The sequence below is a fragment of the Candidatus Chryseobacterium colombiense genome, assembly GCA_029203185.1.
GTDB classification, from domain to species: Bacteria; Bacteroidota; Bacteroidia; order Flavobacteriales; family Weeksellaceae; genus Chryseobacterium; species Chryseobacterium colombiense.
In genome coordinates this window covers 1,519,307-1,542,200 of record CP119310.1, presented here as the reverse complement: position 1 = coordinate 1,542,200, position 22,894 = coordinate 1,519,307, and the positions used below count along the sequence as shown (strand labels likewise).

The 22,894-nt window shown below is 36.3% G+C and carries 20 protein-coding genes and 1 pseudogene; 6 read left to right on the top strand and 15 right to left on the bottom strand.

Annotated features, from left to right (window positions below; genetic code table 11):
- The first annotated feature begins 2 nt into the window (after positions 1 to 2).
- Positions 3 to 920, top strand: coding sequence for a bestrophin family ion channel (locus P0Y62_06790; GenBank protein WEK71258.1), 918 nt, complete (start codon positions 3 to 5; stop codon positions 918 to 920).
- Between the two features lie 193 nt (positions 921 to 1,113).
- Here P0Y62_06790 and P0Y62_06785 read toward each other — a convergent pair whose 3' ends face one another.
- The 5 genes from P0Y62_06785 to moaA are packed head-to-tail and all read right to left on the bottom strand — an operon-like array spanning position 1,114 to position 5,430.
- Entirely contained in the window at positions 1,114 to 2,157 is a 1,044-nt protein-coding gene (locus tag P0Y62_06785; GenBank protein WEK71257.1) for a HesA/MoeB/ThiF family protein, read from the bottom strand.
- Between the two features lie 11 nt (positions 2,158 to 2,168).
- Entirely contained in the window at positions 2,169 to 2,777 is a 609-nt protein-coding gene (locus P0Y62_06780) for an NTP transferase domain-containing protein (GenBank protein ID WEK71256.1), read from the bottom strand.
- A complete protein-coding gene (gene moaC / locus P0Y62_06775) occupies positions 2,758 to 3,234 on the bottom strand; it encodes a cyclic pyranopterin monophosphate synthase MoaC (protein ID WEK71255.1) in 477 nt (158 codons plus the stop codon). The genes P0Y62_06780 and moaC overlap by 20 nt, the downstream gene beginning before the upstream one ends.
- 7 nt (positions 3,235 to 3,241) lie before the next feature.
- Positions 3,242 to 4,441, bottom strand: a complete 1,200-nt coding sequence (locus P0Y62_06770; GenBank protein WEK71254.1) for a molybdopterin molybdotransferase MoeA — start codon at positions 4,439 to 4,441, stop codon at positions 3,242 to 3,244.
- A 2-nt stretch (positions 4,442 to 4,443) separates the two neighbouring features.
- The gene (gene moaA / locus P0Y62_06765; GenBank protein ID WEK71253.1) at positions 4,444 to 5,430 is read right to left on the bottom strand and encodes a GTP 3',8-cyclase MoaA; all 987 of its coding nucleotides are present in this window, start codon (positions 5,428 to 5,430) and stop codon (positions 4,444 to 4,446) included.
- 267 nt (positions 5,431 to 5,697) lie between these two features.
- Here moaA and P0Y62_06760 point away from each other — a divergent pair, with 267 nt between their 5' ends.
- The gene (locus P0Y62_06760) at positions 5,698 to 7,734 is read left to right on the top strand and encodes a M13 family metallopeptidase (GenBank protein WEK71252.1); all 2,037 of its coding nucleotides are present in this window, start codon (positions 5,698 to 5,700) and stop codon (positions 7,732 to 7,734) included.
- A gap of 371 nt (positions 7,735 to 8,105) precedes the next feature.
- Here P0Y62_06760 and P0Y62_06755 read toward each other — a convergent pair whose 3' ends face one another.
- Together P0Y62_06755 and P0Y62_06750 are read right to left on the bottom strand one after the other, a co-directional pair.
- Positions 8,106 to 9,644, bottom strand: coding sequence for a membrane-binding protein (locus tag P0Y62_06755; protein WEK71251.1), 1,539 nt, complete (start codon positions 9,642 to 9,644; stop codon positions 8,106 to 8,108).
- Positions 9,645 to 9,756: 112 nt separating this feature from the next.
- A complete protein-coding gene (locus tag P0Y62_06750; GenBank protein WEK71250.1) occupies positions 9,757 to 10,563 on the bottom strand; it encodes a hypothetical protein in 807 nt (268 codons plus the stop codon).
- A 391-nt stretch (positions 10,564 to 10,954) separates the two neighbouring features.
- On the opposite strand from P0Y62_06750, the gene P0Y62_06745 reads away from it, so the two are divergent.
- A complete protein-coding gene (locus P0Y62_06745) occupies positions 10,955 to 13,138 on the top strand; it encodes a sensor histidine kinase (GenBank protein WEK71249.1) in 2,184 nt (727 codons plus the stop codon).
- A 7-nt stretch (positions 13,139 to 13,145) separates the two neighbouring features.
- On the top strand, positions 13,146 to 13,769 hold the full coding sequence (locus tag P0Y62_06740) for a response regulator transcription factor (protein ID WEK71248.1): 624 nt from the start codon (positions 13,146 to 13,148) through the stop codon (positions 13,767 to 13,769).
- An 8-nt stretch (positions 13,770 to 13,777) separates the two neighbouring features.
- Here the strand turns inward: P0Y62_06740 and P0Y62_06735 are convergent, their stop codons facing one another.
- From P0Y62_06735 to P0Y62_06700, 8 genes and pseudogenes are all read right to left on the bottom strand, one after another.
- Positions 13,778 to 14,428, bottom strand: coding sequence for a MarR family winged helix-turn-helix transcriptional regulator (locus tag P0Y62_06735; protein WEK71247.1), 651 nt, complete (start codon positions 14,426 to 14,428; stop codon positions 13,778 to 13,780).
- Between the two features lie 34 nt (positions 14,429 to 14,462).
- Positions 14,463 to 15,161: an SDR family NAD(P)-dependent oxidoreductase gene (locus P0Y62_06730; protein ID WEK71246.1), complete on the bottom strand. Its 699-nt coding sequence runs from the start codon at positions 15,159 to 15,161 to the stop codon at positions 14,463 to 14,465.
- A 20-nt stretch (positions 15,162 to 15,181) separates the two neighbouring features.
- Positions 15,182 to 15,463: a TIGR03643 family protein gene (locus tag P0Y62_06725; GenBank protein ID WEK71245.1), complete on the bottom strand. Its 282-nt coding sequence runs from the start codon at positions 15,461 to 15,463 to the stop codon at positions 15,182 to 15,184.
- 171 nt (positions 15,464 to 15,634) lie between these two features.
- A complete protein-coding gene (locus tag P0Y62_06720; GenBank protein ID WEK71244.1) occupies positions 15,635 to 17,113 on the bottom strand; it encodes a cryptochrome/photolyase family protein in 1,479 nt (492 codons plus the stop codon).
- Positions 17,098 to 18,438 (bottom strand): DASH family cryptochrome, encoded by a 1,341-nt coding sequence (locus P0Y62_06715; protein WEK71243.1) that lies wholly within the window; start codon positions 18,436 to 18,438, stop codon positions 17,098 to 17,100. Before P0Y62_06715 ends, P0Y62_06720 begins: the two co-directional genes overlap by 16 nt.
- Positions 18,381 to 18,503: pseudogene (locus P0Y62_06710) on the bottom strand (DUF2256 domain-containing protein). The gene P0Y62_06715 and the pseudogene P0Y62_06710 overlap by 58 nt, the downstream one beginning before the upstream one ends.
- Positions 18,504 to 18,506: 3 nt before the next feature.
- Complete coding sequence (locus P0Y62_06705; GenBank protein ID WEK71242.1) at positions 18,507 to 19,826, bottom strand: AarF/UbiB family protein; 1,320 nt, start codon at positions 19,824 to 19,826, stop codon at positions 18,507 to 18,509.
- Between the two features lie 219 nt (positions 19,827 to 20,045).
- Positions 20,046 to 20,705 (bottom strand): TetR family transcriptional regulator C-terminal domain-containing protein, encoded by a 660-nt coding sequence (locus P0Y62_06700; GenBank protein WEK71241.1) that lies wholly within the window; start codon positions 20,703 to 20,705, stop codon positions 20,046 to 20,048.
- Positions 20,706 to 20,802: 97 nt separating this feature from the next.
- Here P0Y62_06700 and ribA point away from each other — a divergent pair, with 97 nt between their 5' ends.
- Both ribA and P0Y62_06690 read left to right on the top strand, forming a co-directional pair.
- Entirely contained in the window at positions 20,803 to 21,393 is a 591-nt protein-coding gene (ribA, locus tag P0Y62_06695; protein WEK71240.1) for a GTP cyclohydrolase II, read from the top strand.
- A 46-nt stretch (positions 21,394 to 21,439) separates the two neighbouring features.
- Entirely contained in the window at positions 21,440 to 22,882 is a 1,443-nt protein-coding gene (locus P0Y62_06690; GenBank protein WEK71239.1) for an SDR family oxidoreductase, read from the top strand.
- Positions 22,883 to 22,894: the final 12 nt, after the last annotated feature.

The window sequence follows — 22,894 nt, the reverse complement described above, 5'->3', positions numbered from 1 at the left end:
TAATGATCATAAGAAAAAAGGAACACTGGTTCAGAATGCTTTTTGTGTGGCATGGCTCTGTTTTGCCTGCTTTGCTTCCCCGTTTGGGATTGCTTTTAATTCTCTCTTTGCTGGTGACCTATTTTCATGGGATTATTCTCTCGTTTAAAGTTCCGTTAAATCCTGCGCCGCTCACGCTGTTCGGTTTTGTACTGGCTTTATTCCTCGGGTTCAGAAACAATGCCAGTTATGACAGGTTTTGGGAAGGACGAAAATTATGGGGAGCTCTGTTGAACACTTCACGTGCACTGACGAGACAGGCAATGACTTTGAGCAATACAAAGAATGACACGATTTCGGTCCATAGCTTTGTTAACTTACTTAGCGCCTTCGTTTTTGCGCTGAAACATCAGCTTCGGGGAACAGACGCTTATGAAGATTTAAAATTAAGGCTTAATGAAGACCAACTGAAAATTGTGGCAGAATCAAAGTATAAACCTGCCGTTATCATGAGATTGCTTGCGGAATGGGTTCAAAAGGCGAAAAATGAAGGTTTTCTGGATTCTATTCAACAGGCACGTTTTGATGAAAATTTTGATAAACTTTCTGATATTTTAGGTGGTTGTGAAAGATTGGTTTCTACCCCGATTCCTTATAGCTATCGTGTTTTGTTGCATCGAACGGTGTATATTTATTGTTTTCTGTTACCTTTCGGATTGGTGGATTCTTTGGGATGGTTTACGCCACTTATTGTCGTATTTGTAGCCTATACTTTTGTGGCCTTTGAAGCGATAGCTGATGAAATTGAGGAGCCTTTTGGAACTGATGCCAATGATCTGGCTCTGAACAGCATGTGTGTGATGATTGATGAAACCATTCATGAAATGGTGGGAGAACATATTGTTGTTTCTCACAAAATCACTCAAAATATTATTGATTAGCATTATAAAAAGAAGTTTTATCTTATTTCCAAGTGTTATAGTCTCCACTATCGCAAGGTTAGACAAATTTTTTACAATATCAATCTTAATAAGTTAAACAAAGGCATTTCATTTAAAAAAGTAAAACAAAAATTGCGTTTATTTGATTCTTAATGATTTAAATTTTATTTTGATCGATTTAAAAAATACATAATCATTTATTTATGATATTTTGAATGCCATCTTTTAAAGAAAACACTTCCTTTTCAGGAAAAATGTTCTTAATTTTTCTCACCGCTTCTGCACTGCGTTTCCCGGATAGACAGTAAACTAGAATAGGTCTGTCACAACCCGAAATATAATCTGAATGGTTCTGTAATTCTTCTACAGGAAAATTAATTCCTCCGATATTAAACTGTTCATGTTCCTGTGGTGTGCGGACATCTATGATTTCAAAATGATTCTTTTCCTGCATCAGCTGCTCAAACATAATGGTTTTTATGGTCTGAGGTAAACCTGTAATCTGCACAGAAGTTTTTCTTAATCTGATAATCTGGGTTTTGCCATTCAGAACATTCATCATCCAGAGTTTTCCTGCCAGCGAATCATCGGGATTGGTAAAATATTTTATAGCTTCATTAGCCTGCATACACCCGACAATTCCTGCCAGTGTAGGCAGTACGCCACCTTCCCTACAGTTCGGCACCTGCGATTCTTCCGCATTCGGAAAAACATCACGGTAATTAGGGGAATAAGTGCCATCTTTCTGTAAAACATTCCAGATGCTTACCTGGCCTTCGTATTGGTAAATAGCGCCATATACCAAAGGTTTTCCAGTTAATACACATGCATCGTTCAGCAGACATTTTGTTTCGAAATTATCGGTTCCTTCAATAATCAGATCAAATTCAGAAATCAAATCCATTACATTTTCAGAGGTTACCCGGAAATTAAACGGAATGATTTTTACCGATGGATTTTGTTGCTGTAATTTTGTAGCGGCAATATCAACTTTTGATTTTCCGATATCTTCCGGAGCATATAAGATCTGGCGGTGAAGATTGCTTTCAGAGACGGTATCATGATCGGCAAGACCAATGGTTCCTATACCTGAAGATGCAAGATATTGTGCCGAAGGGCAGCCAAGACCGCCCATTCCCACGATCAGAACTTTAGCGTTTTTAAGAAGTTCCTGGGACGAAGACCCAAATCCGGGTAAAGCCATTTGGCAATGATAACGTTCAAGCGGGTTACTCATCTGTTTCTGTCTTAAATCTGTTTTCTTAAAATTTCCTGTGCTTTTGCTCTATCTTCAGGCGTGTTTACGTTCATTAAAGAATCCGGGTTGCCTGGTTTCAGGATTAATGTATCACTATTGATAAGCACTTTCCTTGGGCAGGTAATTCCTGATCCTAAAAAATTGAGGAGCAAAGGATAGCTTTTAGGTTCCCAAATCGTAATCAATGGTTCTGGTAAGCCATCAAAAGAACTTTCATAGGTGGTTGCTACTTTTTCTATATTCCTGTTCTCAATTAAAAACTCTAACGATTTTTCATCCAATAAAGGTAAATCACAGGCAACGACTAACCATGCCTTATCTCTTTGAGAACGCAACGCCGAAAGTATTCCGCCGAAAGGTCCCATATTCAGAAAAGTATCAGTAAGGACATTGTAATTTGGATCAAAATTTTCCAGCTGATCCTGTCTGCAGGAAATAAAAACCTCATCACAAAGCGGAGCTAAAAGATCAGCCGCATAATACCGCTGCTCTTTGCCGTGCCAGTTGATTTTATCTTTAGGGTTCCCCATTCGCTGGCTTTTTCCTCCTGCCAGTACAAGCCCGTTTAATTTGGGAACATCAGTCTCTTTTGAAATCATTTTTTCCTCCGGATTTTTCGATGAGTTGTATTTCTTTGATTACGATGTCATGGCTCATTGCTTTGCACATATCATAAATGGTAAGTGCGGCAACAGATGCGCCTGTCAATGCTTCCATTTCGATGCCTGTTTTAGCTTCGATTTCGGCAGTACAATAGATTTCAATTTCATTTTGAGCGTTGATTTCAATATCTATTTCACAGTTGTCCATACCGATAGGATGGCAGAGAGGAATCAGTTCTCCCGTTTTTTTTGCTGCCATTATCCCTGCAATGATGGCGGTTTGGAAAACGGAACCTTTTTTAGTTTTAAAATCATCTTTTTGAAGCGCTTCCAGAATATGTTCAGGAAGTAACACAATGGCTTTGGCAGTGGCTTTCCGGTGGGTAATCTTTTTACCGCCTACATTCACCATACCGGGCTGTTCTTTTTTATTGAGATGTGAAAAATTTGTCATGATTACTTTAAAAATTATATTTCCATATTTTATACACTTCGCCTTTCTTAAATACACTTTTTTCCAGAGGAAGTTCTATAAACGCATCGGTTTCCGCAAGATGGGAAAAATCTCCGGAACCATTGGTGTTTACTGATTCTGCAATCAATTGTCCTGATGGATTCACGCTGAGTTTTACCTGGGCAAAATATTGTAATGAAAAAGGAAAATCGATATCATTTTGTAAAACGGCATATTGAGGATTTTCCGGGATTTCCAAAGATCTTTCCAGCCAGGGAATAAAATACCGGTGCAGGCACATGAATACGGAAACCGGATTTCCAGGGAATGCAAAAACCAATTTTTCGTTTTGGCTTTTTCCGAACCAGAAAGGTTTTCCCGGTCTTTGTTTTATTTTGTGAAAAAGCTTTTCTATTCCCAGCTCTTCACAGGCTTTGGGTAGATAATCGAATTTTCCCATAGAAACCCCGCCGCTCATCAGTAGAATATCATAGTTGTCGATACATTGGGAGAGTTCTTTTTTTATCAATTCAAAATCATCATTCCAATGCAGCCGGTCAGCATCGGTTTTATATTTTTCCAAAACGGATTTTATAGTAATTCCGTTAGAGCGTCTCAACTGAAATGGAGTAGGAGTATTTTCAGGCGGAACCATTTCGTCTCCGGTTGAAATAATAGCGACTCTGGGAAGTTTTTTCACTTTCAGAAATGTTTTTCCGACTGATGCAGCAATCCCGAGAATAGACGGAGTGATGACCTGATTGGCTTTTACCAGTATTTCTCCCGATTTTTTATCCCTTCCTTTCAGATGGATATTCTGTCCTTTTTTGATATCAATATTGATGGTCGCAATATTGTTGTTGATCAGAATATCTTCATAGCGAATAACGGTATCCATCGAAGAATGTAATGCGGCTCCGGTCATAATTTCTATACATTCGTTTTCTTCATCAATAGAAAGCGGAGTCTCTCCGGCTGCCTGTACAGCTTTGATGGTAAAGTCACGAATTCCTTTTTCATAGGATTTAAAACTGATGGCAATTCCATCCACCGTCGGTCTGTCAAAAGGCGGTAAATCACGGTCTGCCAGAATATTTTCCGCTAAAATTCTTCCTGAGGCATTTTCATAGAAAATTTCTTCTGTCCCGAAATTTCTTACCTGGGAAAAGATGATGTTTTCTGCCTGCTGTACACTGATCATTTCCATAATTATCCTCCTATTGTTGCCATTGACTGATGAATTTGAGAAGCAGTTAAACTCAGTTTCTGTGCTTCCCAGCCGTCTTTCGGTTTTTTGTGTATGCTGTTGATAATGATTTTTTTAAGCTCCTCATCAGTTTTTCCCATACGGATTTCATCTTTCAGGTTGATACCGGTTCCTTCATACAAACAGGTTCTGAGGATTCCGGAAGGCGTAATTCTTATCCTGTTGCAGTCTCCACAAAATGAACGGGTATAAGCTGCAATAATTCCTATATTTCCTGAAAATCCCGGAATTTTATAATTGTATGATGTTGAACTTTTAGGATCCTCTGTCTTTTGGATCTCAGGAAAATGATCTTTGATATAGTTGTAAATTTGTGTGAAATTCCATTTCAGGGAAATATCATTATTACCACCGTTAAAAGGCATTTCTTCAATAAAGCGAACGTCTACGGGAAGGTCTTTTGTAAGCGTTACTAAAGGAATAATATCCTCAATATTTTCTCCTTCCATTACCACTGTATTGATTTTTACTTTTATATGATGTTGTAATAAACTGTCTAAGGTTTTCATTACCTTATCAAAACTGTTTCTCCTTGTAATTTTGAAAAAACGTTCTTTATCAAGGGTGTCAAGGCTTAGATTGACAGATTTTATCCCGTATTTTTTAAGTTGCGGAATGTATTGTTCAGTAAGAAGACCGTTGGTTGTTATGCTGAGATCAGTAAGTCCGGCTAATTGCGATAGATTTCGGATAAGCTCAATGCTGTTTTTTCTAATAAAAGGTTCCCCACCTGTTATCCTGATTTTATCGACACCCATTTCTGTAAATACCGAACAGATTCTGAGCATTTCTTCATCTGTCATTAATTCATTTTGCTTGATCCAGCTAAGACCGTTTTCCGGCATACAATAGGTACATCGGAGATTACACCGGTCTACGATAGCAAGCCGAAGATAGTTGATGCTCCTTCCAAATTGATCTGTCAACATTTAAATAGAATAAGTCTTATTACAAATATACTGAATGTTTTTCTGCAAAAGACTTTAAAGATAGCGAACAATTTTTCACCATTATGGATTGTCACGAAGTATTAGCATTTTGAATCATTTTATCTGAGTATGATAAATATTTATTTTATATTGGAACCTCTTGAAATGGAGAGCTAAATTTTTCAATAAATTTGGAAAAATAGCTATGGTTATGTAACAAATAAAATTTGTAAACAACCAATTAAAATATTAATGATCAAAAAAAATATGAAAACAAAAATTCTGTCTGTTGCAGCATTAGGAATTGCTGTCTGTTGCTTCATTTCCTGTAAACAAGATAAAACTGAGGCTTCCCGTGAACATTATATTGAAACAAAAAATATGGATCAGTCGGTAAAGCCGGGTGATGATTTTTATGAATATGCGAATGGAAGCTGGATGAAAACGGCAAAAATTCCGGGCGATCAGGCTTATGTGGGAGGTTTTTATGACATTGTAGATTCAACAAAGAAAAGACTGAAGTCTATTTTGGAAGACGCTGCAAAAAATGAGGGAAAATCGGGAAGTATTCAGCAAAAAGTAGGTGATTTTTATGCTTCGGGGATGGATTCTGTAACCATTAATAAACGTGGATTTGAGCCTGTAAAGCCATTGTTAACAAAAATAGATGCTATCAAATCTGTACCAGAACTTATGAAGTTTGTGGCTGAAGAAGAAAGGAACGGTTCCGAAAGCCTCATCGGTTTTATGGTGTATGCAGATCAAAAGAACAGCACGATGAACATTGCCTGGCTGTCTCAGAAAGGACTTGGACTTCCCGACAGAGATTATTATTTTAAAAATGATAAGGAAACCAAAGCGGTTCAGGATGCCTATAAAAATTATTTAACCACTTTATTTAAGCTTACCGGTTCCGATCCTTCAACAGCGGCTAAAAATACAGAAACCGTTTATAATATTGAGAAAAATTTAGCATTATCTCATAAAACAAATGTACAGCTTCGTGATGTTGCCGCCAATTATAACAAGGTGACATTGTCTAAAATAGAAAAGGATCAGCCTAATCTAAACTGGAATCAGTTTTTTGCAACTTTAGGTACTAAAGTGGAATCGCTGGATATGGAACAGCCTGCCTATTACGATAAGCTGAATGCTATGCTCGCATCAGTTCCGCTTTCAGACTGGAAGGTATATCTGAAAGCACATTCGCTTAATTCGTATGCTGATCTTCTGAGCAGTGATTTTGAAAAAGCATCTTTTGAATACAGTAAAACTTTGTCAGGACAAAAGAAGCAAAAGCCACGATGGGAGATATTGGGAATAGCTACAGATAGAGAGCTTGGAGATGCTTTAGGGCAATTGTACGTGGAGAAATATTTCCCACCGGAAGCAAAAAAGAGGATGGATGAGCTTATTTCTAACCTGACCAAGGCTTTTGCAAACCGTATTCAGAATTTGGACTGGATGAGTGATGTCACCAAAAAAACAGCAGAAGAAAAACTAAATGCTATTGCAAGAAAAATTGGTTATCCGAATAAATGGAGGGATTATAGTAAAGTAAATATTGATAAGACCAAATATTTTGAAAACACAGTTGCCTGTAATCGAAATAACTTCGAATTTCAATTATCCCAATTGGGTAAACCTGTTGATAAAACCCTGTGGATAACAACACCGTCAACGGTGAATGCATTCTATAATCCATATTTGAACGATATTAATTTCCCGGCGGCAATTTTACAGTACCCGATGTTTGATAAGGACGCTGATGATGCGATCAATTATGGTGGAATCGGAATGGTTATCGGCCACGAATTAACCCACGGGTTTGATGACCAGGGTTCTCAATATGATAAAGTGGGAAATATGAAAGACTGGTGGTCAAAAGAGGACAAAGCAAAGTTCAATGAAAAAGTAAAACAAATCCAGAAATTGTACAGTGGGTTTACAATCCTTAATAATCTTCATGTAAATGGTGAGCTGACTACCGGGGAAAATATTGCCGATTTTGGAGGAATTGCGATTGCGTATGATGCCTTTAAAATGACAGAACAGGGAAAAGAAAATAAGAAAATTGACGGCTTTACTCCAGATCAGCGATTCTTTTTGGCAATGGGAAATGCATGGCGTACAAAAATGACCGATGAATTATCCCGTCAGCTGATTAATGTTGATACCCATTCTCCAGATAATTGGAGGGTTCTGGGACCTTTAATGAATTTTGATCCGTTTTATAAAGCATTCAACGTAAAACCTGGTGACAAAATGTATAAAGAGCCAAAAGACAGGATAAAAATCTGGTAATATATCCTATTCTGATAAATAGAGTAGAAATAGAAAAGGCTGATCGAAAGATCAGCCTTTTTATATCATTTAATCTATTTTATCAATGACTTCTGAGGTTCTTTTTACTAGATAGGTAAAATGATTATGCAAGCTAAAAAATTGAAGTCTAAAATTTATAAATTGTAGATATATAAAAATAAATATTCGATGAATAATTACCATCCAAATCGCAGGAAATTAAAATTGGACTCTTGTTGGAGACAAAACGATGCCCTTTGTATTTAAATTTGATTTGGTGAAAATACTTCCTGCGACTGGCTGGTCTTTATGATGAATTATTTTTATTATGCAACTTAATCAAGCTAGATGAAATCTTTTAGTTATGATGCTTACAATGTTTCATAGAATTCATACTGAAGATCATCTTCTGTAATCAGGGTATTTAACGGGCTGTACGGATCCTGTTCTTCCATTTCTGCAAGAACTTTAGATTCCTGAATTAATTTTCCTTCAGGGCTGAAAAGCTTTATCAATACCCATTTTCCATTACGCTCGAGCTCCTTTACACCTTGTTGGCATTTATATTTAATTTTTCCACTTTGGATTAAGCCGTCTTTTACAGATGCTTTATTGGCAACTTTTCCTTTAGCATACTGTACGATTTGTGCTGTGAAATCACTTGACTGATCAGCCGATTGACTATACGTGTAGGCAACAGCTCCATTTTCATCAAAAACAGTAGAATTGTATACAGTCTGATCCTTATTGATCTTTGTTTCTTTTTTTAGCTTTCCATCTTCTCTGAAAGATTTTGAATTCACTAAAACACCATCTTTATATTGCTGTTCGATAAGGCCTTCGTAAAGCGTACCCGTATCCGGCATATCATCTTTATAGGTTATGGTTCCTTTCAGTTTTCCGTTTGGATCATAATATTTGATCTCCTGGGTCATTTCATCTTTTAATATCCTGTCGTAAGATAGCTTTCCATCTTCATCAAAAATTTTTTTAAGAATTGCTGCTCCGTTTTTATAAGTATCAATAGACGTAAACCCTGAAAACAGATAATTGAATTGATAATCGTCGCCCTCAAACGGTCTGTAGAAATCGTTTTCTTTTTCGTAAACGTAGGTCAGATTACCTATTTGCTTACCCGCTTCATCATAGGTTCTTTTATAGCCGTCTTTTTTGCCTTTCTTTTCCTCCTGTAGAATTCCCCCTTTCTTGGAGTAGATTACGCTTTCCATTGCTATTCCGTCCTTATTTCGCTTTTCAATTTTAGCAACTTTCATTGGATCATAATAATATTCTACTGTCACATTGTCTCCGGAATTTGCGGAGTTGTTTGTGCCAATATATTTTCCTTTTTCACCATAAAATTTAGTTTCATAAGATCCCTTTTTATTATCGGTGACGATTTCATAACGTATTCCTTTTATATCTTCATCATAAATCACAGATTTGAAGTTATCCGGAGTGTCATAGGTGGTAACTGTATTATTGTAGGACATTTCTTCCGGATTTTTATACATATAAATCTTCCCTGTAAAAGTGCCGTCCGCTTTGTAAGTCAGATCCTCCAAAATTCTTCCCTGTTCATCAAAAGTTTTAGCCGGCCCAACCTGGTTGCCTCCGGAAAATGTTCCTGTGGTCAATACTTTACCTTCAGGATTGTACCATGTGATTTTACCTTCGAAGACTTCACTTCCCGGTGTAGCATCTGAAGCGAGGCCTTCCATTTGAAGCGTTCCATTTTTATAATAGTCTCTGATTAAAGTGAGTTTTCCTTTGCTTTCTGTTTCACGATAATATTCCATTTTGCTTTGGGTGGTTTTTTCCCAGTTTTCATCAAAATAGATTTTTTCCTGTGCATTTGCGTGAATGCTTATGATCAGGGCAAGAACCGCTGATGTAAATAATTTTTTCATGTTTTTTTAAGATTTTGGAATATAAAAAAGCTATAAATGTGCTTTTAAATCATCAAAAGAGAAATTGCTTTTGGATTTTATTGTAGCTAAGTGAATGTTACCCATTGAAATTTTAACAATCAAATTGAATATCTGCCTCCGATACTTTTTTAATTAATTTCCCTTTGGCTGCCTTAGAAGAAAGGTATAAAATAACCCGCTCTTCTTCATAATCTCTGTTGGCACCAAAAATAAAGTCAGGTTTTCCATCCTTATCAATATCTCCGATAAAAAAAAGCTCAACAAAAGTGTCATTAAATGATTCTTCTTCTAAAAACAGCTGTTCCGGAGAATTATTTGATGATATATACAGTTTGTAATTTTTTACATTTTGAAATATTTCTTCTCCATTATCGGTGTAGACTTTTTCAGATGAAAGTACTTGGCCTTCTGCCCGTAATGTATATTCTTTATTTGCGAAATGAAATTTCAGTTTTTCTTTTGGCCAAATTTTCTTTTTCCCGATTGTAACAGTCTCTATTTCACCAAGTGTCAATTGTGGGCTGTTCATCAGTAAAATGGAATTGTTTTTAGAATTAATAATTTTTGTGGAATCCCCGGAACATTCGGAAAAACCTCTGACAATATTATAATCTGCTTTACCTAAATAATACTTCCCACCCTTTTTGTATAAATCGAGCCAGTTCTTTGTGAGTCCATTGACTTCATTTTCTTCTCCCTGATCACGGTATTCTTTAGGAATGAGAATTTCGAAAGTATCATTTTTTTTTTCGGTTATCACGGGTTTTGGTTCGGTGATTTTGCTGTTTAAATGATTTTCTTTTTTAGAATTGGTCAGATGGTGCTCTGTTTTTTCTGTTTTATCTTTGCAGGAAAACAGTACAATCAGGGTTGATAAAAAAATAATTCGCTTCTTCATTGTTTACTTTTTTGATATGCTTACCATAAGCAAATCCGGTAATTCAAAATACCAATTCCTATTTATAATCATTGGTATTTTATATCATTATATATTTCTTCATCATTTGTGTTTTTTAAGAAATATATTGGCAAAATTGAGGAAAATTGATCTATTAAAAAATCCCTGATTTCAGCCAATTTTTAATGACTAAAATAAGAAGTATAAATTAGCTGAAATCAGGGATTGAGAAATTGAATAAGAATAACGATTTTTGACAGTGTCATTGAATTGAATATTAAAAATAACCGGGAAGAAATGATAAAGTGATACCTTTGCATCCTTTCACCACCTAAAAATGCTGATCAGATTTTTTTCTTTTTTTCGTTTCTCCGCTATCTTTATATGCCTTGTGTTAGTAGGTCATGGCGTATCGGCTCAGAAACTGACTAATACCCTGGAACTGCAATACCAAAAATATAAACCGGGAAGCATCCAGCGAATGATGATAACCGGAAAGTATGCACAAGCTCTTTTCTTTAATAAACAGGAAGATAAAGCTTTTGCTGTTTTAAATGAAAATATTGCTTATGCTAAAAGGGAGACAGACGGTAAATATGCTGCTTATTTATATACGGTTGCTGCAATAAATTACAAGCTGCTGGACTATGCTAAAGCCTGTGAAAATGCTTCCAGACTTGCTCAGTTCTATGTGTCAAAAACAAAAGATCAGGAAACAAAAGGGTATGTAGCCTATGGAATGGGCTGGATCTGTACGCGTACTAATAAAGAAGCTGAAGCGGTTCGTTATTTTTTAAAAGCTTTGTCATTCTATGAAAAATCTGCTCATTCTGAAAGCTTAAACGGTAGAAAAGCATCTGTATACCGTGAACTCAATAGTATTTATGCCGATTGGAATGAATATGAGCTACAGGAAAAATACAGTAAGTTATCATTGGAAATCGCTTTGCAGCAAAATGATCCAACAGGGTTATTTGAGGCTTATATGGCTATGGGATATGTGTATGAAAAACGATATGAATCTACTGAAAATAAAATTTTTATCCGTAATGCAGAGTCATACTATATCAAGGCGATAGATACTTATAATGCCAATAAGACACGTATGCCGATCCCTTCTCATCTTTCTTTTGTGGCAATAAATCTGGCTAATTTATATTTAAATTATTTTCCTGAATCCTATAAAGGCAAAGCTCTGTATTATGCCAATTTAGCTAAAACCCAGGGTATTGCTACAGAAAACCATGACCATGTAGCCTCCGCAAGTGGCCTTCTGGCTGGAATAGCTTTACAGAATGGAAATAATAAAGAAGCAGAAGATTATCTGTTAACAGCGCTTGCAGAATCAGAATACAGCGATGATACCGATCCGAAGATCAAGCTGGCCATTTTTGAGAATCTTTCCCAGCTCTTTCAAAACGAAAATAACTTTAAAGAGGCTATATTCTACCAAAAGAAATATATAGAAACCTTCAAACAAATTTATGATCAAAAGAATGCGGCCTTAGGTAAAAAGCTGGAGATCCAATACGAAAAGGAGAAGCAGAAACAGCAATTGCTCCGCTTACAGTTGGCCTCTCAAAAGCAGGAACAGCAGCTTAAAGAAATGAGCTGGCAAAGTTTACAGCAGGCTCAGAAATTGGAAAATCTTGAGTTAACGAAAGAAAACCAGCTTAGAAAACTGAAATTTACTGAAATAGAAAATCGGAGAAAGGCTCAGGAACTTCGTTTGTCACAGCTTGAATCCTTTAATAGAAAACAGGAAGTAGATTTTTATAAAGAACGCATCAATTATAAAGAGAAAATCAATACATTTTATATCGGTTTAACAGCTTCTGTTTCTTTATTACTTCTGTTGCTTTTGTACGCCTATTTTCAGAGAACCAAAGGAATCAGGCAAAAAGAAAAATTACATCTTCTTGAAATGGAAAAAATGACGCAGAACTCAAAAATATCCAATCTTACCCTGATGCTGAAAGGGCAGGAGCAGGAGAGGGAAAGAATAGCACGGGACCTGCATGATGGATTAGGAAGTTTACTTTCCGGAACGAAAATGAATTTATTCTTATTAAAGGATAAATCTGATGATGAAGATCAGCCGCAAATAGAGAGATCAATGGAACAGATCGACATTGCCGTTGACGAGCTTCGACGTGTTGCCCATAATCTTATGCCGGATCTGTTGCTGAAGTACGGTCTTCAGGAAACCTTGACGGAATATGTTTCCCGAATGGCTACTCCAAAGTTGGATATTGATGTTCAGTTTTTATATTATTCAAATCAGCTTCCGCCGGAAAGTCAGTTGCTTGTCTATAGAATTGTTCAGGAATTGGTCAATAATGCTGTAAAACATGCTTCTGCAGAGCAGATTATTATTCAGTTTATCGAAAATGAATCCGATTACGTTATTATTGCAGAAGACGACGGAAAAGGGTTTGATATCAATATTTTGAATCATTTACATTCTGCAGGATTTCACAATATACGTTCCCGGGTTGAGTTTCTGAAAGGAACAATGCAAATAGAATCCCAGATCAATATCGGAACCAATATTGAAATCAAATTTCCCAAATAAAAACACTATGATTAAAATTGCTATAACGGATGATCACCCATTACTGCTGGAAGGCTTAAAAAATATTCTTTCCCAGCAGGAGAATTTTATGGTTGTTGGCTGCTATTCCTCTTCAAATGAACTTTTTGCAGGACTGGAAAATGATGCTTTAGATGTTTTATTATTAGATATTAACCTGTCCGATGGCAACAGTATAGATTTGATTAAACCTATATTAAAAAAATATCCGGCTATTCAGATCATGATTTTGAGTGTACATAATGAGTTTGCAGTGATTAATAGTACTCTGGAAGAAGGAGCTATGGGATATATACAGAAGAACGCTCTGGTTACAGAAATCATTTTAGGAATACAGACCATACTTAAAGGGGAGAAATTTTTATGCAATCAAACCAAAAAAATTGTAGAGATGAAAGTGAATTCCGGCTTAAATACGGTCCCAAAATTAACCCGTAGAGAAAAGGAAATTTTACAGGAAGCATCTTTAGGTCTTACAACATTACAAATAGCTGATAAACTATGTATAAGTCCACACACAGTAGAAAGTCACCGCAAAAACCTGATTGCTAAATTCAAAACAACCAATATAAGCACCGCAGTAAAATTGGCTATGGAATACGGATTAGTCTGACTATATCTTTAAGAACCAGATAACTCAAAGATTTTGTCAATATGCAAGTTTTTGTATTCTGAATAGAGATGTGAATGAAAGTCATTCAGCTTTCTGAGCAATTCTAAAAGTTCGGCTTTCTCTTTGTCCTCCAGCTTTCCGGCAAGGACTCTTGAGGTCATATTTACTTTTTCTACAGAACGGTGGAAGTAATCTTTACCTTTTTCTGTAATAGTTAGACGTTTGCTTCTTTTGTCTTCGCTGTCGTTCTTTTCCTCAATCAATCCGTACTCCAGAAGGCGTTTGATGATTTGCGTTCCGGTCTGTTTTTCGTGTCCGTTTCTTTCAATAAGCTGAATTTTTGTTAAGTTCGGTTCATCTTTTAATCTGTAGAGATACGTGAATTCCTCGTTGGCCAATTCAGGAAATTCACCAAGTCCTTTTCTGATTAACTGTTTGGAATACCTTCCCAAAAGCAAAACCTGTTTACAGATTTCGTTTTCAATAAAAGAAACTTCATGCTTTTCGTTCTTAAAAAGCTTGGTCGGACTTTCTTCTCTATATTTTTTGTCATTGAGCCAAAGCCGGAAATCCTCAACACTAGAGTGAGGTTTACAAGATTCAGAATTTTCAAATTCTTTTACCTGATGAAGCAGATCAATGAAAAAGTCAGTATTCATAGCGCAAATTTAATCTAAATATTTTTTCCGTTTATTACAGTTTCACACTTCCCATTCCGCCGTCGATTCCGTAAACCTGTCCCGTTATCCAAGAAGATTTGTCCGAGATCAGAAATGCTGTCATTGCAGCAATTTCCTCAGCGTTTCCAATTCGTTGTAAGGGATGTCTTTTCGCAGACGCTTCTCTTTTTTCAGGAGTTGATAAAAGCAGGGTAGCGAGATGAGTATCTGTCAAAGACGGAGCAATCGCATTTACCCGGATTTTCTGTGCTGAAAATTCCGCCGCTAAACTTTTCGTAAGACCTTCCAATGCACTTTTACTGGCTGCAATTGAAGCGTGAAACGGCATTCCCAGTTTTGCTGCTACCGAGCTGAAAAGTACAATGGATGAGGTTTCAGATTTCTTAAGATTCGGCAAAAGCTTCTGGATAATTTTCACAGCTCCCAAAACATTGATCTCGAAATCATTTTTAAAATCATCTCCAGAAAGTCTGTTAAAAGGCTTTAAATTAATGCTTCCGGGTGCATAAATCAATCCGTCTACGACCTCCGGAAAAGTAATTTCGTCTAAATTTCCAGAAAGAATATCCATTGTGTGAAATTCTATATTCGGATGGTTCAGTTCCGGATTTTCAGTTCTTGAAATTCCAATGATTTTGTTTTCTTCGGAAAGGATTTTTGCCGTTGTAAGCCCGATTCCTTTTCCGCAACCGATGATGACTATATTTTTCATAATGATTTATTTTTAACCAACTATCTCTTCGAAATTTTATTATTGCTGATAATTCTTTGTCTGCTGCATTTAAAGCGGTTAATTTCCTCGCTTCTCTTTTTAAGATGCTTTTGACTTACTCCGGAATTCACTCTTTTTCTCCAAAGTTTAAAACTCGATTCCTTCAGTTCTGAACGCATCAGTTCAATCACTTCCGATTCGCTGATTCCAAACTGAAATTGTATGGCTTCAAACGGCGTTCTGTCTTCCCACGCCATTTCGATGATTCTGTCGATTTCCTGTATGTTGAGGTTTTTGTTCATTTTATTTTAATTGAAAGATCCTTCGACAAGCTCAGGATGACATCTCTAATCTAGATAACATCTCTAATACTAACGGTTCTTTTTGCTTTGTCAGGGTGAGCTTGTTGAAGCCTCCTATTTTAAAAAACTTAATCTTCAAAAATTCTTTTGTTTCTTTTTGAGGTTGAAAAATTATTTCAGATTCCCAATAAATTTCTTTGCCATTTCTAAGTGGTATTTTCGTTTCTCTTCCGGCATTTTTTCGAACGTTTTCAGCATCATTCCCAGCCTTGGATTTTTGGTAAAAAAGTCTTTGTTGTTATTAATAAAATTCCAGAATAGCGAATCCCATTGTTCCGTCCAGTCTCCATCGGGATAATCACTCATTTTTTTAATGTAATTGCTTCCGCTGATGTAAGGTTTCGTACTCATTTTTCCGCCATCCGAAAAGCTGCTCATTCCGTATACATTCGGAACCATCACCCAGTCGTAGGAATCGATGAACATTTCCATAAACCACTGATAGACTTCATCAGGATTGAACTGGCAAAGATTCATAAAATTGGCAAAAATCATCAGTCGTTCAATGTGATGGGCATAACCGGTTTTCAGAATTTTCTGAAGTGAACTGTCAATCGGGCGGATTCCCGTTTTAGCAGTATAAAATGATTCCGGAAGTTTTTGTTTGTGTTTCCAGTAATTTTTATTTCGTTGATACGTTCCCTGATACACATAAACACCACGTACAAATTCTCTCCAGCCTAAAATCTGCCGTACAAAACCTTCTAAAGAATTTACCGGAACATCATGGTCTTTTGCGAAAGAAATTGCTCTTTCCAAAACATTTTCAGCAGTTAAAAGCCCAACATTCATTAGCGGAGATAGCACGCTGTGATGCAGAAAATGTTCCTTTTCCACCATGCTGTCTTCATAAACTCCAAACTCATGAAAACGGGTTCCCAGAAACTGTTCCAGCCACTTTTCAGCTTCTTTGAAAGTAGCAGGGTAGAGCTGTTCATCCGTAAGCATTCCGTAGTTTTTAGCAAAATATTTTTCTGTATATTGTTTAGCTTCCTCGTAATATTCATTGTTTTCCGGGAAATGAATCGCAGGCGCTTTTTTATTTTTTGGATATTTTTTTCGGTTTTCAATGTCGTATGTCCATTTTCCGCCCAAAGGTTTTCCGGCTTTCATCAGAATATTTCGGGTGATTCTCTGCTGTTTGTAAAAATCCGTTTGATGATATGATTTTTTGCCATCAAAATAATCTTTCAGTTCTTCTTTGGTGTTGATGAAAAGTGGACTGTCCAGAATTTCGAGCTCCAGTTTTATTTTTTTCAGCCTTTTTTCAAGCCAATTATCACAAACGTCGGTTGTTTTTATGGTTTTAAAATGTTCTTTCTCAAGTTTCGGAATTAAATTCCTGATATCCGAAAATTTTGATGAACTTTCTATATATTCAACTTTAAAACTTGCTTTTTTCAGTTCGTTTTCATAAAATTTCATAGTTGCGCGGTGGAACGCAATCTTCTGTTTATGAAATGAATATTGTTTAAAAAACAGGAATTCCTCCACTAAAAATACAGGCTGGCTTTTATCCAGGTAATCAGTATCCTCAAAAAGCTGATGTGGAAAGATCAATTGGGCGGTATGTTTTACTGTTTTAGCCATAGTTTTCTGAATTCTTGGTTCGGATCATAGATTTCTGCCTGTTTTTCGGGGTTGAAAGTCCGGTCTCGGTTGTCATTTCCGACTCCTGCGAGATACATCCAGTTGCCGTAATTGCTGTGAACATCATAATCAATTAACATTTCTTCAAAATAGGCGGCTCCGATTCTCCAATCCTGTTTCAAAATCTTACAGAAGTAGGAAGCTACATTTTGGCGACCTCTGTTGCTCATCCATCCTGTATTTTTCAGTTCGAGCATGTTTGCATTTACAAAATCAGAATCAGTTTCTCCATACTCCCATTTTTGAATCAATGCTTTACTGTTTTCGGTGAAATATTTTTGATGATTAATTCCGCTTTTCCAGAAAATCGAATCTTTGTACTGTAGGGACACATATTTGAAAAAATCCCTCCAAAACAACTCAAAAATTAACCAAGATGTAGATTCATTGGCTCCGAATTCTTCTTCATATATTTTAACTTCGTGGTAAATACTTACTGCGGAAAGGCTTCCGTCGGACAACCATGACGAAAATTTTGAACTGTAATCCGTTCCAACCATGCCGTTTCGGATTCCTTTGTATTGACTCAGTTTTTTAGTTTCTGAGAAATAATAATGTAATCTTTTCAAAGCCTCATTTTCTCCGCCCGAAAAAGGAAAAGCTGTTCTTTCATCAGTTTCAAAATCTTCAAAACCTAATGATTTTAATGAAATGTCATCACTTTTAATGTAAATATCTGTTTTATTGTAAATCAAATTTTCAGATTCAAATTCAGGACGAATTAATAAATTTTTTTCAATTTTCTGCCTGAACGTGGTAAAAAGCATCGGAATTTTATCCCAAATTTTAAATACAAAAAGTGGATGCAGTAAAAATTGAGAGTAAGATTTTTCCCAAATCGCGGCCGGAACTACTTCCCGTATTTTTGTTTGAAGTTCGGTTTCTTCTTTTGTCCATTCTTCCTGACAGAAAATTTTCACCACATCAAATTCTTCGGAAATTTCTTTAAAAACGTGTTCAGTTTTGTCGTGTTTCACTAAAAACGGAATATGCTGTTTGGTCAGATTCTGTTTTAAACCTTCTACACTTTCCAGAAGGAATTTCGCTCTGTATTTCCCGATTTTTCTGAAACCGAACTGTTTTTTTGTAAAAAATTCAACATCGAAAATATATACGGCAAGAAAAGGCAAGCCTTCCTGCATCACTTTGTATAATGATTCTGAATCTCTTGTTCTAAGATCTTTTGTGAACCAGAGGACGTTGATTTTTTGTTTTTCCGGCATTTTTCGCTGCAATATTTTACTTCTTCCCAGTTTTTCTTCCATTTTTTCCGCCAGTTGAAAGGCAGTCCACAGACTTCACAGATTTTGGACGGTAATTCTGAAGGCATATTTTAGGCTTTTATGAAATTTTCATAATTATTAATCATAACATCTTTCGCTTTCAGGTCATGCATAATATTATATAACCCGAAAAATGTTCTGTTCAGGTAAATGAAATGTCTGGAACCGCGGTTGGTGTTCATTCCTTTTATATCGCTGATTTTGGCATATCGTTGTCCCAGATCGGCAATCTCCTGGAAGAAAGACTCGTCTGAAAAATCGAATTTTTCCTGATTGAAAGGTCTTGTAAACAGCTCCAGCAATTCGTAAAAAAGTTTGGCGAAAAATTCTTTTTCCTGTGGCGAATCTTCTTCACGGAGAATTTCAAGTGTGAATAACTTCTCACGGAAAAATTCAGGATTTTTAAGATTTTCTTCTTTTGCCAATTCAAAATACGGAATGTAAAAATCTTCCGGAATTTCTTTGATACAGCCAAAATCAATAACCAATAATTCTTTGTTTTCCGAAATCAGGAAGTTTCCCGGGTGCGGATCGGCGTGAACTTTTTTCAGGATATGCATTTGATACATATAAAAATCCCAAAGCGTTTGTCCGATTTTGTTCGAATCTTCCTGAGTATTCTGCTTTTTAGTAAATTCCGAAAAATGAATTCCCTGCATCCAGTCCATCGTGATGATCTTTTCACACGAATATTCCGGATAATAGTGTGGGAATTTTACATTCGGAAGATGCTGACATTCTTCTGCAAAATGCTGGCTGCGTTTGAGCTCCAGATTATAATCCGTTTCCTCAAACAACTTGTCTTCCACTTCCTGAAAATAAGATTCCGAACCTTCTTTTTTGATATTGAACATCTTCATGGCAATCGGTTTTACCATCTTAAGATCACTGGAAATACTTTCTCTCACACCGGGATACTGGATTTTTACTGCGAGTTTCTTTCCCCCTTTTTTAGCAGTATGAACCTGCCCGATACTCGCTGCATTGACTGATTCGGCAGAAAATTCATCAAAAATATCTTCCGGATTTTTCCCGAAATATTTCCTGAAAGTTTTTTTCACCAAAGCTCCCGATAAAGGCGGAACGGAAAATTGAGAAAGCGAGAATTTTTCAACATATTCTACCGGAAGAATATTTTTTTCCATACTCAGCATTTGGGCAACTTTCAGAGCTGAACCTTTGAGTTCTTTCAGAGAATCATAAATATCGGTTGCATTGTCCTCGTTCAGGATTTTTCGTGCTTTTTCTTCATCTTTAGTGATTTTGTTTCCGTAATACTTCAGGTAATTGACCCCGACTTTAGCTCCTGCTTTCAGCAGACTTCCTGTCCGTTCAATTTTTCCTGTAGGAATTTTATCCAGTGTTTTCATTTTTAGATTTTGTTTGTTGTGGGTTTCTTAAACGCAAAGCACACAAAGATTTTTTTTAATATTAACTGTTTTAAGAATGCAAAAGCGTTGCATTCAGCAAAAAAGTAAGAGTATAGTAATCAATTGTGTCGGGCTTTAGCCCGATGTTAAAGTTTGATTTCCAAATGGCTTTAGCCGAAACTTATTTGAAGCCAAAATCAAATCGCCAAAAGCCATACATCAGCTCATCTTAAACTTTTCCTTCCATAAAAATTTACCAAGGTCGAAGACTTTTCTTAAGGGTTCGTTGTCCATAAGTTCAAAGCCTGTGTCGATCGTTTTTTCGATGAAAATATCGGTCTTTTCAAAATCGGGAGAAGTATCTTTTTTCCAGAAATCGATTGCTGAAATAAGATGCAGCCAAAATGCTTCCTGTCTTGATTTTTCGTTGAATTTCCGGATGTCTTCCTTCGCTTTTTCAATGATTTCCCATTCATTGAAATCTAAAGTCTTAACGAATTCTTTGTGCGTTTCCCGAAGTTTCTGAAGGGTTTTGATGCTTTGAATTTTATGAGCTCCCAGAATTGATAATACCAACGAACGATTCATTGTTAAGTTTTCAAAGAAAATATAATAAACATTCAGCAGTTGCTCTTTGGTGGTTACTTCATCGGAAGAATTAACTTCCGAAGCGAGTTCTAGCGATTTTGTGAAAAGATGATTCAGTATTTCTCTTTCAATTTGCTCGAATCCTAAGAAGTAATGATAAAATTCTTTTTCCTCGAAATTGTTTTCCTTGGCAAAAAGATAAACGTTTTTCGGTTTTTCTCCATGGTTAAGAAGATAATCACCGTATAATTCAAATATTTTTTCCTGTGTGATATGGGCTTGTTCTTGCATGATAGAATTTATTTATTGACAAATTTAGTAATTAATTTTATTTTTAATTAAAATAAAGTATAAATTTGTACTATATAAACCATTTAATTATTGAATTATGTTGACAATACAGGCACAATCGAATATACCTACAGATTTTGGGATGTTCACTGTTTATGCTTTCTCAGACCACGAAGATGACTGGAATCCTCATTTGGTTTGGGTGGCAGAAAATACCGATTTTAACAAAACGGTGAATGTCCGTTTTCATTCGGAATGTATTACAGGTGAAATTTTTCACTCCAAGAAATGTGAATGCGGACAACAGCTTGATACAGCTATGAAATATATGTCGGAAAATGGAGGGATGATTATTTATCTTCGTCAGGAAGGGCGAAATATAGGAATCATTAATAAGTTAAGAGCGTATGCACTTCAGGAAAAAGGTTTTGATACCGTGGAAGCCAATCTGAAACTTGGGTTGCCTGCAGACGGAAGAAATTTTGATGTAGCAGTAGAAATGCTGAAGATTTTGAATGTTAAAGAAATCAATTTGCTTACCAACAATCCGGATAAACTTAAGTCTCTGCAAAACAGTGGAATTAAACTGAATCAAAGAATTCCTCTGGAAATAGAATCCAATGGAGTAAACGAAAGTTATCTATCGAAAAAGAAAAATTATTTCGGGCATCTTTTGGAAAAGGTATGATATTCTCATTAGTAGAGAAGCATTGTCAAATCATAAGCTAATTAACATGAAAAAAATTCTGCTTACCGGAGCCACCGGATACATTGGGAAAAGAATGATTAATGTTATCGCTGCACAGGGTTATCAGGTAATTTGCTGCTGCAGGGATAAAAACCGTTTTTCCAAAAGTGTGGATATTGACGATGCACAGATTGAAGTGGTGGAAGTTGATTTTCTGAAACCCGAAACGCTGGAACATATCCCGAAAGATATATCCGGTGCATATTACCTGATGCATTCCATGAGCAACAGCAATAATTATGCAGAAATCGAGAAACAATGTGCCGTTAATTTTTCTGACTTTATAGAAACCACCGAATGTCAACACATTATTTATCTTTCAGGTTTAGCTAATGAAAAAGAGCTTTCAGAGCATTTGAGTTCAAGGCTTGCTGTTGAGAAAATCCTCATGGAATGTAAAGTTCCGGCAACTGTTTTGAGAGCGGGAATTATTATCGGTTCAGGAAGTGCCTCTTTTGAAATCATTAGAGATCTGGTAGAAAAATTACCGGTAATGGTGGCTCCGAAATGGCTTCACACGAAATGTCAACCGATAGGAATTGCCAATGTTCTGGACTTTCTGATTTTTACTTTATTTAAAGAAAAGGCTTATCGCAGAAATTTTGATATTGGCTGTGATAATGTACTCACTTACAAAGAAATGCTTTTGGAGTTTGCGAAAATAAGGGGATTAAAAAGAAAAATTTTTACGGTGCCTGTCATGACGCCAAAACTGTCTTCCTATTGGCTGTATTTCATTACTTCAACATCTTATAATCTGGCTTCTGCTTTGGTGGGAAGTATGAAGATTGAAGTAATATGCCGACCGGAAAGTCTTGCTGAAATTAAAGAAATTACCGAAGTTCATCCTTTTTCTTATGAGACTGCTTTGAAAAGAACGTTGGCTAAAATTCAGGATAATGAAATTGCATCAAGCTGGAAGGACAGTTTTATCAGCAGCCGGAGCGATTCCAGTTTAAAAGATTATCTCGATGTTCCTAAATACGGCTGTTTTACCGATTTGCGAACCGAAGAATATGACAGTCGTGAAAAGTGCCTTGATCGGGTCTTTTCTTTAGGAGGTGCCAATGGATGGTATGGACAAAGTCTCTGGAAAATTCGTGGTTTTATGGATCTGTTGGTTGGTGGTCCCGGATTGAGACGTGGAAGAACGCATCCTGATAAAATTCACGAAGGAGATGCTTTAGATTTCTGGCGAGTTCTGTATGCAGACAAAGAAGAAGGAAAACTGATTCTCTTCGCAGAAATGAAGCTTCCCGGTGAAGCTTGGCTGATGTTTAAAGTATATAAAGGCAAGCTTTGGCAAAAGGCGGTTTTTCGTCCTCATGGACTCACGGGAAGGCTTTACTGGTATTCTGTTTTGCCATTTCACGGGATTATTTTTAAAGGGATGGTAAGAAGATTGGCTGGGAAAGATGGCTATAAATAGTAATCTATATTA